Here is a 15,155-nt window from a genome sequence, read left to right on the forward strand (position 1 = left end):
TTTCATTTGGTGAGTTCAAAATGTCTTGCTTGCAGGTAGCTACAAAATGCATAAGCCGCATATCTCCAGAAATGATTGCCAGGGGTAAAATTGGCTATTTTCTTTTTACACCACCCAGCCATAATAACCCATCAATAATCAGTTTGTTTTGCTCTTTACTGCTGAAAGTGGAGGACAACGTTTTGTTGGTTTTATTTTCATAGTCGATATCATTGTGGCCCATATTGCAGTAGATCATTTTATAATTTTTATTTGTCCAAACTACCGGGTAATAGCCACTGTGCCATATTTCGGAAGGCTTGGGACCGGTGCCCAGCGGAAAACTGGAGGAATCAATAGATGCAAGTATATTGATGTCAGGATTTTTGCGGAGATCGTTTTCCCAACGGTACCATTCGTTGGAGGCTGCGGTAAAAGTAGCCGGTACATTTTTTGTTACAGGATGGCTTTTATTTTCTACCCGCAATGCTGCACTGGTAGGCCGCCAGGTGTTGCTGGCATAAGAGCCAGAACCGAGGAAATGATTATGGTACCAATCCCAGTTTTGCGGAAAGTCGGAAGGTGTTAAGGCAAAGGCCGAAAAATGAAAACCCATCCAGCCGCCACCATCTTCCATATATTTTTCAAAGGCTGCTCTTTGTTTAGCATCCTCCGGGCGGGTGTCTAAAAAAATCACTACCTGGTAACGGGAAAGAAAAACTATATTTAAATTGTCCCAGTTGCTGGTAGTATCATATGTATAATGATATTTTCTCCCCATTGCAGGAAACCACTGGTTGGCTTCGTGCACAAAACTGATGTGCGCCTGGTCTTCTTTTGCGGTAAAAAAAGCAAGCACGTTAAACTTCTTATTGCCATTTTTTTCCTGTGCAAAAATATTGCAACAAAATAACAGGCATACCAACGAAACAATGAATGAACGCATCAACCCTGTATTAACCTGCTTTTTCATTTTTAATTCTTTTTGTATAACCACACACAAACCTGTGCCTAAAGATACCTGTTAAAAATTGATTTAATTTGTTGCGATTGGCACTCTTTCTTTTCATAGAAGTGGCTCCCCCGCATGGTTAAGATCAAGGTTGCCAAAGATATCGAAAGGTAATGCGGAATAGTAATTGAAGTGATATAAACGACCCTCCTTACGAATTTTAATTTCACACTTGTATAGATGCACATTTCAATCCTGGCGAGTGTCAGCTGTATTATTAACTTTTAATTTAAGAGACTAAATGGTAATTTTAATTATAAAAAGAATCATGAAAAAGACAGTAAAACTATCGCCGTTTTTTCTTTTTTTAATGCTGTTGATGTGCATTCAAATGGTGGTGACTGCCCAGCAAAAAGTTTATGCAAAAGAAACCACGATAAAAAATTTACTGGATAATCAACGGTATGTTTTTTATGCGGAGTCCGTAATACCCTCAAGCGGCCGCCAGCGCATCTTAACAACTGACTATACTGTTACGATTTTAAAAGATTCGATCATCAGCGATCTCCCCTATTTTGGCCGTGCCTATGCAGCACCCATTGGAAATACAGACGGTGGGATAAAATTTACCTCTGTTGATTTTGACTATTCAATCAACCGCAGAAAAAAAGGAGGTTGGGATGTTAACATTAAACCCAAAGATGGCCAGGATGTACAGAATATGAGCCTCACAATCTACGATAATGGAAAGGCTTACCTGAATGTAAACAGTAACAACAGGCAGGCAATTTCTTTTAACGGTCGTATCACCAACATAAAATAATCAGCTGTATTATTTCAATGAAATTGCCATTCCCAACATGGGTGTTGGGCAATATGGCGCGACTTAAAGGGCATCCTCCAATGTGTTTAAGAGCTAAAAGCACTGCGCAGTGAGCCTACTGCCTAACACTATTATTACAAATGATGCAACTTATTTACCTTATATTTTGATAATAGAATATATCTGCAACGATAGGTATTTTTTAACCAGTGTTTTTTTTTGTTTTAAGTGCTAATCAGATAACTTCGCCAATAACTTAAACTCTTATAAATATGAAATGTAACTACGGTATTGTTTTAGGAACGGCATTTGCCTTATTTTTCAGCTCTTGTGTTAGTAAAAAAGTATTGAAGAGCGAACAAGATAAGAATACTGCACTGCAGGCTGAGTACGCTAAGCTGCAGGAAGATCTTAAAAACTGTACAACCCTTACCGCATCAAATGCCCAGGGAAAAGCGTTGCTTGATGCAGAAATTGCCAGCCTGAAAAAACAAATTGATTTTCTGAAAGAAAACAACACCACTGCCTTAAAGCAACTGGAAAATTTATCAGTCATCAGTGGGTCACAGGCTGAAAGTATCAAGAAATCATTGGATAATATTGGTGCAAAAGATGCCTATATCCAGGACCTCCAGTCAGCCATCAGCCGTAAAGATTCTATGAACCTGGCATTGGTTACCAATTTAAAAGGTGCTATTGGCAATATGGACGACAAAGACATCAATATTAAAGTTGATAAAGGTGTTGTGTACATCGATATCAGCGATAAATTATTATTTAAAAGTGGAAGCTATAATGTAAGCGACAAAGCTGGTGCTGTATTGGGCAAAGTTGCTATGGTGTTGAAAAACCAACCGGATATTGAATTTATGGTGGAAGGCCATACGGACAATGTTCCTTACAAAGGAAGCGATATGCTGATTGACAACTGGGATTTGAGTGTTAAAAGAGCTACTGCTGTTGTACGCATCCTGGAAAAACAATATGGCTTAAACCCTGCTAACATTACAGCTGCAGGACGTAGCGAATATAAACCAGTTACCGATAACACTACTGCAGAAGGAAGAGCCGCCAACCGCAGAACAAGAATTGTTATCCTGCCGCAGCTTGACCAGTTCTTTAAATTACTGGAACCCAAAAAGTAATACCATTTTTATAAACGATTTAATACAACAAAAACCATCTGTAAAAAGATGGTTTTTGTTTTTTGATACAGGGTTAGTTTTAGTTTGTAACCACTTTTAATCCTACGATCGAAGCTATTAGTGTGCTGATAAAAAACAGGCGTGCAAAATCTGCCGGCTCTTTAAAAAATAATATGCCGGTTAACACGGTACCTACGGCGCCAATACCCGTCCACACTGCATAAGCTGTTCCCATCGGCAATGATTGTGTTGCTTTATATAACAGCAACATACTGAGTGAAAGGCTGATAAAAAAGCCGGCAATCCACAACGTAGATGTAGTGCCGGTAGTTAATTTAGCTTTGCCCAGGCAGGTGGTAAAACCTACTTCAAAAAGGCCTGCAATAATCAGCAAAATCCAGTTCATATTTTATCAAATTTTAATTAAGTAGTGTATATTAACCTGGTGCAAACTTAACATTGTTCTGCCAATACCATTGGGATCCTTACTGACACCCGTCATCTCTAAAATTGCTGCCCGTCGTTTTAAATGCCTGCAAACAAACTTAACTTTGTACAGACAAGTAATATTTTTTTTATGACAACACTTTCGGTTAACATCAATAAAATCGCTACGCTGCGGAACAGTCGTGGCGGCAACAACCCTGATCTTGTTAAAACAGCTTTAGATATTGAGCGTTTCGGGGCCCAGGGAATCACGGTTCATCCAAGGCCGGATGAAAGACATATCCGTTACCAGGATGTGTTTGACTTAAAAAGAGTGATCAACACTGAACTGAATATTGAAGGCAATTGTACGGAAGAGAAATTTGTAACACTGGTATTGGCCAACCAGCCGGCACAGGTAACGCTGGTGCCCGATGCATTGGGACAGATTACCAGCAACCATGGATGGGATACGATTCAGCACAAAGATTATTTAATTAAGATGATCCGCCTGTTTCAAAATGAAGGGATCCGCACTTCTATTTTTGTTGACCCGGTAATTGAAATGGTGGAAGGTGCAGCCGCTACAGGCACCGACCGCATTGAGTTGTACACCGAAGCTTACGCCAAAGAGTTTGCAGCTGGTAATAAAGAAGCTGCTATTGAACCATATATAAAAGCAGCTGAAAAGGCCAACCTGCTTGGGCTGGGCATTAACGCAGGTCACGATCTGGACCTGCAAAACCTGCAGTATTTTGCACAGAACGTTCCCGGCTTGCTGGAAGTTTCTATCGGCCATGCCTTGATTTGTGATGCGCTTTATCTGGGATTGGAAAATACTGTACAATTATACAAACGTTGCCTGAGCGGGATAGAATCTTATGTTTATGGGGAAGAGTAAGTGCCACCTTGAACTTATAAATTTATCTTTTTCAATCTCAAATATCAGGAAAAAATGAAAGCCCATTGCAACCCCGTCAGCGGTTAATCCGGATATCTATCGGGACTGACGACGGTTGAAATGAGCTCTTCAAATTTTTATTTTAAATCAGTGGAAACCACAACAAACTGAAGGCGTTCCAAATGGCTTAAAAAAGTACAAGAGGGCGATGCAACGATGATCCACATTGCTTTGTAGCCCGGACCAACATTTCTATCATCTTACTTTGCCGCATTGGCTGCCGCATCCAGGTAAGCAGAAAAACTGTTGATGGTTGTTGCTGCAATTTCAATTTGTTCCTGCGCTTCTTTCCAGTTGCGTTGTTCCAGCGCTTCGGTGATACCTGGCAATGTTTTTACGCCATAGCCGGTAAAAAATCCGGGAGCATAAATGGCATGCCTGTACCAGCCACGGCGTGGTAAGCCTTGCTTTGTAAGGAGCACCTGCTCTGCCCGGTATAATTGTTTATTAAGTTCATCTTTCTTATCAGCAGGAATGTTTCCGCTGCTCACAGTGTTTAGAGCAGCTGCGCTTTTGGCCAGCGTACTAACTGCATTTTGCAGCGAACTGAAGTTTAAAAAAGGCACTTCGGTTTTTGCAACAGGCGGCAATAAAGGCTCGGTTACTTTATCCGCAATGGTGTAATATTTATCCTTAATAAGCTGATTTTCCACGAGCGTATTTTCCCGCATTTCATCGGCCATGGCAATTACTTCGGATGCATACTTACTGATGGTGCTCTGCAGATTACGAAAATCGAAAGGAAGGGTTTCTGCATCAGCAAACCGAAGCGTTGTGTGGCCTGCTGTTTTTGCAAGGGCTACACCGTATGCAAATTCAGGGTCTTTAAATTTCTTGTATAAGTCGTATGAATCATAAATGGAATGGTATTCGCCGCCTTCATCTTCCCCACCAAAACCAATGTTTAAAGAAGGTACGCCTACATGTTGTGCAAACGGCGAAAAGTCAGAGCCAGAGCCCAATGCAGGCAAAGTGAATGTATTTATAGCCAGCAAATCTTTCTTTGCTTTTGCACTGGTTGCACCAATGATTTCGAGCGACCGCCTTCTGTCGAATACCGTAACATTTGTTTGCGGATCCATTACCGACTTAGCGATTTCAGTAAAGGCAGGCTCCAGCGCCTGGGAACCTCCCGCATCTAAAAAGCCACGGCCATTTCCATCCGAGTTGATATAGAGCACGGCTTTTTTCTGTAGCTCATCCGCATGTTCTTCCACCCATTCTGTTGACCCCATCAGACCTGGCTCTTCGCCATCCCAGGCACAATACACAATGGTACGTTTTGGTTTCCACCCTGTTTTTACCAGTTCACTGACAGACCTGGCTTCTTCCATCATAGCAGCCTGTCCGCTTAATGGATCGTTGGCGCCATTAACCCAGGCATCATGGTGATTACCCCGGATCACCCATTCATCCGGGAAATCGGAACCTTTTAATTTTGCCACCACATCATACAAAGGCTTTATTTTCCAGTCAAATGATAATTTTAAATGAATTTTATTTACACTTGGGCCTGCATGATATGTAATGGGCAAAGCACCTTTCCATGCATCCGGAACAACCGGTCCTTCCAGGCTTTGCAGCAAGGGCAATGCATCGGCATAGCTGATTGGGATCACAGGTATCTTTAATAAATTGGTTGCGTCTTTTCTGTCGAGCCTTGTTACATCTTTGGTGGCACCAACACCGGGTGTGAGCGGATCACCGGGATAAACAGGCATATCCATCACCGAGCCTCTTTGTGCACCAAAGGAAGGCCTGTACGGGCCTTTTGGATACACATCTCCCTGGAAGTATCCATCCTCTTTGGGATCAGAATAAATAATGCAACCAATGGCGCCATGCTCCTGCGCCACTTTTGGTTTAATACCCCGCCAGCTCTGCCCGTATTTGGCAATTACAATTTTACCTTTTACATCAACGCCCATCCTCGCCAGCTTTTCGTAATCGGCAGGTACGCCATAGTTTACAAAAACCAGCTCGGCGGTTACATCACCGTCGGCACTCCAGCAATTGTACACTGGTAACTGGGTGGAAGTTTGCCCCGATGTAGCATCTTCTTTCAAGGCAGGTTCTTTTAGAGAAGCTTTAAAATTTTTGCTACCGGTCATTTCCAGCAGCCTTGTGACAGGTGTTGGAAACAATACATAAAAAGTTTCTATCTGTGCATCATAGCCCCAGCTTTTAAATTTATCGAGTATGTATTTTGCATTGGCTTCATCGCCGGGAGAGCCTACATGGTGTGGTACAGCAGACATTTCTTTGATTAAAACATCCACGTTTTTCGCCTGCAAGTTGGCATCGTATTTTTTTTCTGTTTCCAACTGCGCCTGTGCAGAAGAGGCGCTAAAACCCAGTATGCTATTGGTTTGCGCTACAGCGGCAACATAACTAAAACTACCTGCCATCAGCAGCGTACAAAATTTTCTCATGGTTAAAAGTTTTGGTGGAAAGATATTTGAATCATGCTCTTAAAACGAATATAGCTTTTTAATGCAAGATTAAAAAGCTACATGAATAATAAAATTACCTGAGCACAGATAATTTATAACAACATTGCACGAACAAAAAAAAGTAGTTTTTACATATCAAAAATCAACTTAATCTAAATTAATTTGTAGCATCAGCATAATGACTAAAAGTTAACTTCCCCTTTTATTTCAACAAAGCACTTAGCTTTTTTTCCAACGCAGGGCCTCTTAAATTTTTGGCTACGATTTTACCGTCAGGGCCGATTAAGAAATTTTGGGGAATGCTGAAGATGCCCAGCTGTTGTGCCACAGCGTTGCTCCACCCCTGCAAATCACTTACATGATTCCATGTAAGCCCGTCCATTTTTATGGCATCAACCCAGGAAGGTTTTGCCTTATCTAAACTAACACCGAGCACGGTGAAATTTTTGTCTTTAAACTTATTGTAACTCTCTACTACATTGGGGTTTTCCTGGCGGCAGGGCCTGCACCAGCTTGCCCAAAAATCTACCAGTACAAATTTGCCACGTAAAGAAGAAAGGCTAACCGGCGTTCCGGTTGTATCAGGTTGCGTGAAGTCTGGCAACATGGTGCCCACCGCATTTTTCTTTGCCTCTGTAATTTGTTGGGCGATATAGGTGCCCATAGAAGAAGCTTTTAACGGAGCGTTTAAATCATTGTACATGGCTTCCATTTTAACTGCATCTTCTGATAACTGGTTGTAGCGGATGATTGCGAGCGGGGTAACAAAAGAAGCAGCGTGCTGTTTGATAAACTGATCAATTGCCGCCAACGCTTTGTCCTTATCACCATCACCTTCTGAAGCATTTTCAGCAAACAATTTTTGATACGGTTGTATAGTTTGCAATAAACTTTCGTAATCCTTATGCGTTGCTGAACCGGTTACCACAGCGTTACCTATGGCATCCCTGGTAGCTTTAACAGTTACAGTACTGTTATCTAAAAACAACACGAGATAAGGAGGCTGCTTGTTGAACAACACAATTTTAAAATCAGGAGCAGCCAGTTTTCCTGTGAAAGCGAACTTGTTTTTATTGATAGTTGTTTCGGCTTCAGGTGTACCAGTTTGACCGTTTAATAATGCCACCGTTGTACCATCTGCAAAACCTGTTACCTCACCATGAATTGCAAAACCATCAGCCGGGGCATTGGCAGCTGTCGCAGCCTTTTTTACGGGTGCAGCCGACTTTGCTTTTGATTTTGTTTGCGCCGTTACCAGCAAGGGCAGTAATAATATAATTAGAAAAAAATGCTTCATGGTTTTTATTTAACATGCAATTTAACCCGTTTTGATCAAATGGTTTTAAGCAGTGATGCTATTTAGGAATTCTTTAGTGCTTGCCTGTATATTGACGCTATCCTGCAACGCCTTAATGTACGCACTGCCGATAATGGCGCCATTGGTGTTGGCACAAGCGGTTTGAAAAGTTTCCCTGTCCTTAATACCAAACCCAACCAGGATGGGATTTTTGAGTTGCATGCCCTGCAATTTTTTAAAGTAATTACTTTGATCGCTGATGGCTTTATTATTACCCGTGGTGGATGAGGAAGATACCGCATATAAAAAACCGCTGCTCAACGCATCAATTTTCCTGATCCTTTCTTCACCGGTTTCAGGTGTTACCAAAAAGATAAACCTTAAGTTATGTTTGTTAAAAAGATCCTTGTAAATGGTTTCAAATTCATACATCGGAAGGTCTGGCAAAATGATGCCATCTACACCAACTGCTTCAGCATCTGCACAAAATTTTTCCAGGCCGTATTGCATAATCGGGTTCATGTAGCCCATTAAAATAATTGGCAGGGCAATCGTTTCCCTTACCTGCTGCAGCTGTTCAAACAAAATGGAAATGCTCATACCATTTTCCAATGCTATCATATTGCTTTGCTGGATCACCGGACCATCCGCCAGCGGATCACTGTAAGGCATACCGATCTCTGCAAGGTCGGCCCCATTTTGCTGCAAAGCTGTCAGCACTTCTACCGTACTGTTTAAATGCGGGTAGCCTGCCGTGCAGTACACGTTCAGTACCTTTTTATTTTTCTTTGCGAATAGTTCATCAATTCTGTTCATCCTTTTATTTTAATGCAAGTTCCATTTTAATATTTGCTCTTTTATACTCCGATTCAAAATCCGGCACTTCCTTAAATCCATATTTTTCGTACAAATGAATGGCTGGGCCAAGCGTGGTATTGGAATACAAAATCAATTTTTCCAACTGCAAGCTTTTCGCTTCTGTCAGACAATAATCTACCAATACATTCCCGATCCTTTTCCCCTGGAACTTTTCATCCACCGCCATTTTCGATAATTCAAAAATGCTGTCAGTTACTTTCAGCAGGGCTATTGTTCCGGCCACTTCGCCATTGAACAAGGCAAAATAAATAAATCCGCCTTCGTTAATATAATACTTTTCAGGGTCAGCCAGCATCTTTTCATCCTGCGGTTCCAGCACAAAATATTTTTGCACCCACGCTTTATTAAGGGCAGCAAAATTGACTGCGAGGTTGGTGGAGAAGGGGATTATTTCGACTGTGCTGTCCATAATCATTTTACTATAAATACTTCATGTAAGTCGCCAAATCCTTGTCCCCTCTTCCGCTTAAACAAATCACCACTACATCGTCTTTTCTAAAAGTCATCTCATTCAATATGTGAAAAGCATGAGCAGTTTCCAGTGCCGGTATAATGCCTTCTGTACGGCTTATTTCAAAGCCTGCTTTTAACGCCTGCTCATCGGTTGCACTCATAAAAACAGCACGTCCAGTTTTAAACAAATGTGCATGTAAAGGACCAATACCCGGATAATCCAGTCCCGCTGAAATGCTGTGTGGTTCTACCACCTGACCGTCTTCGGTTTGCATCAATAAACTTTTGCTGCCATGCAAAATACCCGGTTTACCCAGCTGACTTGTTGCTGCGCTCATGCCGCTATCAATACCACAACCGGCTGCTTCCACCGCCACCAGTTGTACAGACAAATCGTCCAGGAAATGATAAAAAGCACCTGCTGCATTGCTGCCGCCGCCAACACAGGCTATCACATGTGTTGGTAATTCACTACCTGTTTTTTCCAGCAATTGCTTTTTAATTTCTTCGCTGATGATGCTTTGAAAACGTGCCACCATATCGGGGTAAGGATGCGGCCCTACCACGCTGCCGATGATATAATGTGTATCTACGGGGTTGTTGATCCAATCCCTGATCGCCTCGTTGGTGGCATCTTTCAGCGTTTTACTGCCACTGATGGCCGGCACCACTGTGGCACCCAGCATTTGCATTCTTGCCACGTTGGGGGCTTGCCGCTCAATATCTTTTTCCCCCATGTACACGATGCATTCCAAACCTTTCAGTGCACAAACGGTGGCCGTTGCAACCCCGTGCTGACCGGCGCCGGTTTCGGCGATAATTCTTTTTTTGCCGAGGCGTTGCGCCAGCAAAATTTGTCCAACCGTATTGTTGATTTTATGTGCGCCGGTATGACAAAGGTCTTCCCTTTTTAAGTACACTTTTACACCGTGTTTTTCACTCACCCTTTCTGCTAAAAACAGCGGTGTTGGCCTGCCTACATAATCCCGAAGCAATTGCTGCAGCTCCTGCTGAAACGCAGGCTCCTGCATTATTTGCAGGTATTGCTCCTGCAGCTGCTTTACGTTGGGATATAACATTTCCGGTATAAAAGCCCCGCCGAAATCGCCGTAATATCCATGCTCATTTACAGCGAAATTATTTTGTTGTGTTGTCATCATTTGTATTTCAATTTAACATCGTTGTGTCACTCACTTGTACTTTTTCAGCTATGTGCAGCCCTTTCAATTCGGAGTACCGGCTGCTGTTTATGTTGTTTGAATTTGCGGCCTGACCCTGGTTCCTGCTGCAATGCATTTAATATTTTAAATGCCAGGAATAATCAGTTCCAAAAATTTCAAATCCATCCACCTGTTAAACTTAAACCCTACTTCCTTAAAGTGCGCCACTTCCACAAAGCCAAACTTTTCATGCAGCGCAATGCTTGCTTCATTGGTAGCTTCTATACCCGCTACTATTGCATGAAGTCCCAATTGTTTTGCGGCTTCAATCAACGGTGGCATCAATAATTTTGCCACGCCTTTCCCGCGGCTTTTACCGGCAACATACACAGAATTTTCTACCGTAAACCGGTACCCAAACCATGGCCTGAAAGGCCCAATGGTACTGAATCCTATCACGACGCCATTTTCTTTTGCCGTAAATACCGGAAAGCCCTGTTCTTTTTTAATTGCAAACCATTCCTCCCGCATGGCGAGCGTATGCGGCTCTTCGTGCCATACTGCCGTGGTGTGGATGATGATATCGTTATAGATTTCCAGCAGGGCTGGTATATCTTCTTCAGTGGCGGTTTGAATTGTTATCATACTTGTCAATTAAAATAAACCCACTACGCTTTAATAAAAGTCCAACAATGGTATGCGGTACCAGAGGGCGATGCAACAAAGTACCACAAAGCTTACTGGCCCGGACCAATCCCCTGAAGGGGATTACAGCTTTTTGCATTCAAGGACAAAAGAAATTTGAATACATGCAAAGAGTTATTTCAAGGCCTGCTTTAACTGCAGCACCAATGCCATGTCTTTTACGCCAGGTTCCTTTTCAAACTTACTGTTGATGTCGATACCCATAAAATCGGGGTGCTTAAAGGCCTTTACTTTTACCGCATCTTCCAGGCCAATTCCGCCGCTTAAAAAGAATGGCTTTTCAATTTTAGCTTTTTTCAACAACTTCCAGTCGAACTGCTTTCCCGTGCCGCCTACAGCACCATTTTTACCAGCGGTGTCAAATAAATAATAATCGCACACGGCATCGTAATCCGCTACCAGCCCATCTATTGAGCCTGTGTTTGCATCAATACTGAAAGCCTTAATTACTTCTACGTCATCAGATAGCTGCTCACACAACTCAGGCGTTTCTTCGCCGTGCAACTGCACCACATCCAAACCATAATCTTCCACCATTTGTATAATTTCATCATAAGCGGCATTTACAAACACACCTACTTTTTTAATGTCAAAGTCGGTTGACTCCAGTTCTTCTTTAGAAATTTTACCCACCACATAACGGGGTGATTCTTTATAAAAAATCAGGCCGGCAAAATCGATATTCAATCCATCTAACTGCTGCAATTGTTTTAACTGCGTGATACCACATACCTTAATGTTCATCGTTTGTTTTTTCTGGTTATAATTGTTGTATAAATTTTTTAATTTTTTCCATGTCTTTAACGCCGGGCAATATTTCGAACTTGCTGTTGATATCAATGGCAAACAATCCTTTCGCTTCGGGCAGCTGACTGAATGCTTTTAATTTCTCAACATCCCCGGGCTCAATGCCTCCGCTTAAAAAATAGGGTTTACCAACCGCCACATCATGCAGTTTACCCCAGTCGAATTTTTTGCCGGTACCACCGTAACCTGCGCCTTCCGTGTCGAACATAAACATATCGCACACTTCCATATAGTCTTTTATACGCCAGCCAATATTATCACTGTCACTGATGCGGAAGGCTTTTACCACCGAAATATAGTCAGCGATTTTTTCGCAATATTTTGGTGTTTCATCACCATGTAACTGAACCATATGCAGGCGGCATTCATCCACCATGTGCAGCACTTCTTCCACAGAAGCGTTTACAAAAACGCCTACTTTATTTACATTGCTTTCTTTTTTTATTTGCGTGGTTGTCATCTGCCGCAACACATACCGCGGTGATTTAGGATAAAAAATAAGGCCTGCAAAAGTGGCGCCCGTTTCAGGTAATTTTACTAGTTGCTCCTCCTGCGTGATACCACAAACTTTTACTCTCATTTTATTTGTTGGTTGCGTTTAATTGTTGAACAAAATGGGCAAAAGCAATCGCCGGATCAGGTTGTTTCATAAAGTTTTCGCCTATCAGAAACCCTTTGAAACCAGCATTTTTGAAGATACCAATTGTTTCAATATCATTGATACCACTTTCGGCAATTTTAATTTTATCAGCCGGTATTTTTTTACTTAAAGCGATGGAGCGGTTAATATCTACGGTAAACGTTTTAAGGTCCCGGTTGTTCACACCAACAATTTCCGTGGCGGCGCAAATATGGTGCAACTCTTCCTCACAGTGTATTTCAAGCAATACCTCCAGCTGAAGATTTTTTGCAAACCGGGCCAGTTCTTCCACCCTTTGCGGTGTAAGGCAGGCAGCAATGAGCAAAATTACATCTGCACCAATCGACCTGGCCTCAGTGATCTGGTATTCATCAACAATAAAATCTTTGCGTAAAATAGGTATATTATTTACCCTGGCTTTTATTAAGTCCGCGTTGCTGCCACCAAAAAAATGCTGATCTGTTAATACCGATAAACAGCTTGCCCCATATTGAGTATATGCTCCGGTAACTTCTACCACATCTGCCTTATCATTAATTATTCCCCTGGAGGGAGATTGTCTTTTAAACTCTGCGATGATACCTGTTTTGATTTCATCCAGCAAAAATTGTTTCAGTGAAAACGTTGGGCGCTTATACAACGCTGATTGCACCAGTTCCTGAACGGGCGTTTGTAATTCGGTTTGTGCAACTTCTATTTTTTTATGCGCTATTATCGTGTCTAAAATATTCATTCAGTAGATGGAGTAAAATTGACTTGTATAAAAGTTGGTTATAATTATTTCAAACGTTCAATACAATGACGCTGTCAGCATCATTGTAAAATTAATCAGGCGCATACTTTTCTGAGCGTTTCCAATGCCTTACCACTTTCAAGGCTTTCCACGGCCAGCTGGTAGCAGGTTTCATAATCGGCATATTTACCTGTACACTGCAATGCCATGGCTGAGTTGGCCAATACGACTGAATTCTGTGACCATGTACCATCCCCCTTTAAAACGTTCAGGAATATTTTAGCTGCTTCTTCCGGTGTGTCGCCTCCGTAAATATCAACCGCACTTACCGTGCGCTTGCCAAGCGATTCTGCGCTCATGATCTTTTCACCTGTATTGGTGATCACTTTTGTATCACCTGTTAAAGAGATTTCGTCATAACCATCCAGCCCGTGAATAATAGTAAAATTGCTGCTGGTTTGTTGCAATAAATAATTGTATATCCTCGCCATTTCAAGATTGTAAACTCCTACCAGCTGGTGTTTGGGGGAGGCAGGATTTACCATCGGACCCAGCATATTAAAGAAGGTGCGTACGCCTAAATTTTTACGGATTGGTCCTACTACTTTTAATGCGGGATGAAATAATGGCGCATGTAAAAAACAAATATTTGCTTCATCCATTTCCCTGTTTAAGGCATCGGTATCATTTTTAAATTTGTAACCCAATTGCTCCATTACGTTACTTGAACCACTGATGGAAGAAGCGCCATAGTTGCCGTGTTTAGCCACTTTGTTGCCCGTTCCGGCAACAATAAAACAACTGAGAGTTGATATGTTGAAAGTATTTTTTCCATCTCCGCCTGTGCCTACTATATCCATCACTTCCTGCCCATGTAAATTCACCGGCACACACAATTCCAACAATGCATCCCGGAAACCCTGCAACTCTGCAATGGTAATGCTGCGCATTAAATACACGGTAATAAAGGAAGCGATTTCACTTTCATTGTATATGCCCCTACTGATATTCAACAATACCTCTTTTGCCTGTTCAGCTGAAAGTGTTTTGTGTTCGAATAAATAGCTTAATATTTGTTTCATACTAGCAATATTGCCTTCCCGGTAAAGAATGCGGGAAGCATTAATTTAAAATCTGATTTTCAATTACAACTTATAACGTCTTATTTATAACTTTCGCCCAGCCAGTTACGCATCATCTTCTCCCCCAATGGTGTCAGCACACTTTCCGGGTGAAACTGTACACCCTGCACATCATATGTTTTATGTTGCAGTGCCATTACATAACCATTGTCGTCTACCGCTGTAATCTCCAGTTCAGCAGGAAAATTTTCCTTATCAACAATCCAGCTATGGTAACGGCCTACTTCAACTTCTTTACCCAAACCTTTTAATACCGGTGCCTCTTCATTCAGGATGTTGATTTTTGTTGCAATGCCATGATATACTTTATCTAAATTTTTTAAAGTACCACCAAAGGACTGACCGATTGCCTGGTGGCCCAAACATACGCCCAGTATAGATTTAGTGGCAGCATACCTTTTAATCAGCGGCAATAATAAACCTGCTTCTTCCGGTATGCCCGGGCCCGGAGATAAAATAATTTTATCGTATGCATTCACATCATCCAAAGCAATCTGGTCATTACGAAACACGTCCACTTTTTCATGGGTGATCTTTTCTACCAGGTGAACAAGGTTGTACGTAAAGGAATCATAATTATCAAATACCAATATTTTCATC

The 15,155-nt window shown here is 41.8% G+C and carries 16 protein-coding genes; 3 read left to right on the forward strand and 13 right to left on the reverse strand.

Translation table 11 applies throughout. The annotated features are described in order from the left end of the window. Positions 1-94: 94 nt before the first annotated feature. Complete coding sequence (locus QWZ08_RS12050; protein ID WP_290337667.1) at positions 95-952, reverse strand: ThuA domain-containing protein; 858 nt, start codon at positions 950-952, stop codon at positions 95-97. A gap of 307 nt (positions 953-1,259) precedes the next feature. Between QWZ08_RS12050 and QWZ08_RS12055 the strand changes: the two genes are divergently transcribed. Together QWZ08_RS12055 and QWZ08_RS12060 are read left to right on the forward strand one after the other, a co-directional pair. Then, complete coding sequence (locus tag QWZ08_RS12055; RefSeq protein ID WP_290337668.1) at positions 1,260-1,754, forward strand: DUF4251 domain-containing protein; 495 nt, start codon at positions 1,260-1,262, stop codon at positions 1,752-1,754. Between the two features lie 272 nt (positions 1,755-2,026). Next, positions 2,027-2,899 carry an OmpA/MotB family protein gene (locus QWZ08_RS12060; protein WP_290337669.1) on the forward strand — a complete coding sequence of 291 codons (873 nt, stop codon included), beginning with the start codon at positions 2,027-2,029 and terminating at the stop codon, positions 2,897-2,899. 79 nt (positions 2,900-2,978) lie between these two features. Here QWZ08_RS12060 and QWZ08_RS12065 read toward each other — a convergent pair whose 3' ends face one another. Further along, on the reverse strand, positions 2,979-3,305 hold the full coding sequence (locus tag QWZ08_RS12065; protein WP_290337670.1) for a DMT family transporter: 327 nt from the start codon (positions 3,303-3,305) through the stop codon (positions 2,979-2,981). A 171-nt stretch (positions 3,306-3,476) separates the two neighbouring features. Here QWZ08_RS12065 and QWZ08_RS12070 point away from each other — a divergent pair, with 171 nt between their 5' ends. Further along, positions 3,477-4,226 carry a pyridoxine 5'-phosphate synthase gene (locus QWZ08_RS12070; protein WP_290337671.1) on the forward strand — a complete coding sequence of 250 codons (750 nt, stop codon included), beginning with the start codon at positions 3,477-3,479 and terminating at the stop codon, positions 4,224-4,226. 260 nt (positions 4,227-4,486) lie between these two features. Here QWZ08_RS12070 and QWZ08_RS12075 read toward each other — a convergent pair whose 3' ends face one another. The 11 genes from QWZ08_RS12075 to QWZ08_RS12125 form a co-directional block, all read right to left on the reverse strand. Next, positions 4,487-6,718, reverse strand: a complete 2,232-nt coding sequence (locus QWZ08_RS12075; protein WP_290337672.1) for a transferrin receptor-like dimerization domain-containing protein — start codon at positions 6,716-6,718, stop codon at positions 4,487-4,489. 223 nt (positions 6,719-6,941) lie between these two features. After that, positions 6,942-8,036: a TlpA disulfide reductase family protein gene (locus tag QWZ08_RS12080; protein ID WP_290337673.1), complete on the reverse strand. Its 1,095-nt coding sequence runs from the start codon at positions 8,034-8,036 to the stop codon at positions 6,942-6,944. Between the two features lie 45 nt (positions 8,037-8,081). Further along, positions 8,082-8,852 (reverse strand): tryptophan synthase subunit alpha, encoded by a 771-nt coding sequence (trpA, locus tag QWZ08_RS12085; RefSeq protein ID WP_290337674.1) that lies wholly within the window; start codon positions 8,850-8,852, stop codon positions 8,082-8,084. A 4-nt stretch (positions 8,853-8,856) separates the two neighbouring features. Then, a complete protein-coding gene (locus QWZ08_RS12090) occupies positions 8,857-9,324 on the reverse strand; it encodes a GNAT family N-acetyltransferase (protein WP_290337675.1) in 468 nt (155 codons plus the stop codon). 10 nt (positions 9,325-9,334) lie between these two features. Then, the gene (gene trpB, locus QWZ08_RS12095; RefSeq protein WP_290337676.1) at positions 9,335-10,528 is read right to left on the reverse strand and encodes a tryptophan synthase subunit beta; all 1,194 of its coding nucleotides are present in this window, start codon (positions 10,526-10,528) and stop codon (positions 9,335-9,337) included. A gap of 144 nt (positions 10,529-10,672) precedes the next feature. Beyond that, positions 10,673-11,173 carry a GNAT family N-acetyltransferase gene (locus QWZ08_RS12100; protein WP_290337677.1) on the reverse strand — a complete coding sequence of 167 codons (501 nt, stop codon included), beginning with the start codon at positions 11,171-11,173 and terminating at the stop codon, positions 10,673-10,675. Positions 11,174-11,347: 174 nt separating this feature from the next. Then, positions 11,348-11,977, reverse strand: coding sequence for a phosphoribosylanthranilate isomerase (locus tag QWZ08_RS12105; protein WP_290337678.1), 630 nt, complete (start codon positions 11,975-11,977; stop codon positions 11,348-11,350). Positions 11,978-11,993: 16 nt separating this feature from the next. Beyond that, a complete protein-coding gene (locus tag QWZ08_RS12110) occupies positions 11,994-12,620 on the reverse strand; it encodes a phosphoribosylanthranilate isomerase (RefSeq protein ID WP_290337679.1) in 627 nt (208 codons plus the stop codon). 1 nt (position 12,621) lies between these two features. Continuing rightward, entirely contained in the window at positions 12,622-13,413 is a 792-nt protein-coding gene (gene trpC / locus QWZ08_RS12115; protein WP_290337680.1) for an indole-3-glycerol phosphate synthase TrpC, read from the reverse strand. A gap of 95 nt (positions 13,414-13,508) precedes the next feature. Further along, positions 13,509-14,495, reverse strand: coding sequence for an anthranilate phosphoribosyltransferase (gene trpD, locus QWZ08_RS12120; protein WP_290337681.1), 987 nt, complete (start codon positions 14,493-14,495; stop codon positions 13,509-13,511). An 80-nt stretch (positions 14,496-14,575) separates the two neighbouring features. Next, positions 14,576-15,154 (reverse strand): anthranilate synthase component II, encoded by a 579-nt coding sequence (locus tag QWZ08_RS12125; RefSeq protein ID WP_290337682.1) that lies wholly within the window; start codon positions 15,152-15,154, stop codon positions 14,576-14,578. Position 15,155 lies beyond the last annotated feature (1 nt).

The organism is Ferruginibacter paludis (assembly GCF_030409685.1).
In the GTDB taxonomy this organism is placed as follows: domain Bacteria; phylum Bacteroidota; class Bacteroidia; order Chitinophagales; family Chitinophagaceae; genus Ferruginibacter; species Ferruginibacter paludis.

Excerpts from the sequence above, each read along its gene's own strand:
- QWZ08_RS12100 (WP_290337677.1), bottom strand. The coding sequence starts at position 11,173 with ATGATAACAATTCAAACCGCCACTGAAGAAGATATACCAGCCCTGCTG.
- QWZ08_RS12065 (WP_290337670.1), bottom strand. The coding sequence starts at position 3,305 with ATGAACTGGATTTTGCTGATTATTGCAGGCCTTTTTGAAGTAGGTTTT.
- QWZ08_RS12105 (WP_290337678.1), bottom strand. The coding sequence starts at position 11,977 with ATGAACATTAAGGTATGTGGTATCACGCAGTTAAAACAATTGCAGCAG.
- QWZ08_RS12060 (WP_290337669.1), top strand. The coding sequence starts at position 2,027 with ATGAAATGTAACTACGGTATTGTTTTAGGAACGGCATTTGCCTTATTT.
- QWZ08_RS12070 (WP_290337671.1), top strand. The coding sequence starts at position 3,477 with ATGACAACACTTTCGGTTAACATCAATAAAATCGCTACGCTGCGGAAC.
- trpA (WP_290337674.1), bottom strand. The coding sequence starts at position 8,852 with ATGAACAGAATTGATGAACTATTCGCAAAGAAAAATAAAAAGGTACTG.
- QWZ08_RS12080 (WP_290337673.1), bottom strand. The coding sequence starts at position 8,036 with ATGAAGCATTTTTTTCTAATTATATTATTACTGCCCTTGCTGGTAACG.
- QWZ08_RS12125 (WP_290337682.1), bottom strand. The coding sequence starts at position 15,154 with ATGAAAATATTGGTATTTGATAATTATGATTCCTTTACGTACAACCTT.
- QWZ08_RS12110 (WP_290337679.1), bottom strand. The coding sequence starts at position 12,620 with ATGAGAGTAAAAGTTTGTGGTATCACGCAGGAGGAGCAACTAGTAAAA.
- QWZ08_RS12090 (WP_290337675.1), bottom strand. The coding sequence starts at position 9,324 with ATGGACAGCACAGTCGAAATAATCCCCTTCTCCACCAACCTCGCAGTC.
- QWZ08_RS12050 (WP_290337667.1), bottom strand. The coding sequence starts at position 952 with ATGAAAAAGCAGGTTAATACAGGGTTGATGCGTTCATTCATTGTTTCG.
- trpB (WP_290337676.1), bottom strand. The coding sequence starts at position 10,528 with ATGATGACAACACAACAAAATAATTTCGCTGTAAATGAGCATGGATAT.
- QWZ08_RS12075 (WP_290337672.1), bottom strand. The coding sequence starts at position 6,718 with ATGAGAAAATTTTGTACGCTGCTGATGGCAGGTAGTTTTAGTTATGTT.
- trpD (WP_290337681.1), bottom strand. The coding sequence starts at position 14,495 with ATGAAACAAATATTAAGCTATTTATTCGAACACAAAACACTTTCAGCT.
- QWZ08_RS12055 (WP_290337668.1), top strand. The coding sequence starts at position 1,260 with ATGAAAAAGACAGTAAAACTATCGCCGTTTTTTCTTTTTTTAATGCTG.
- trpC (WP_290337680.1), bottom strand. The coding sequence starts at position 13,413 with ATGAATATTTTAGACACGATAATAGCGCATAAAAAAATAGAAGTTGCA.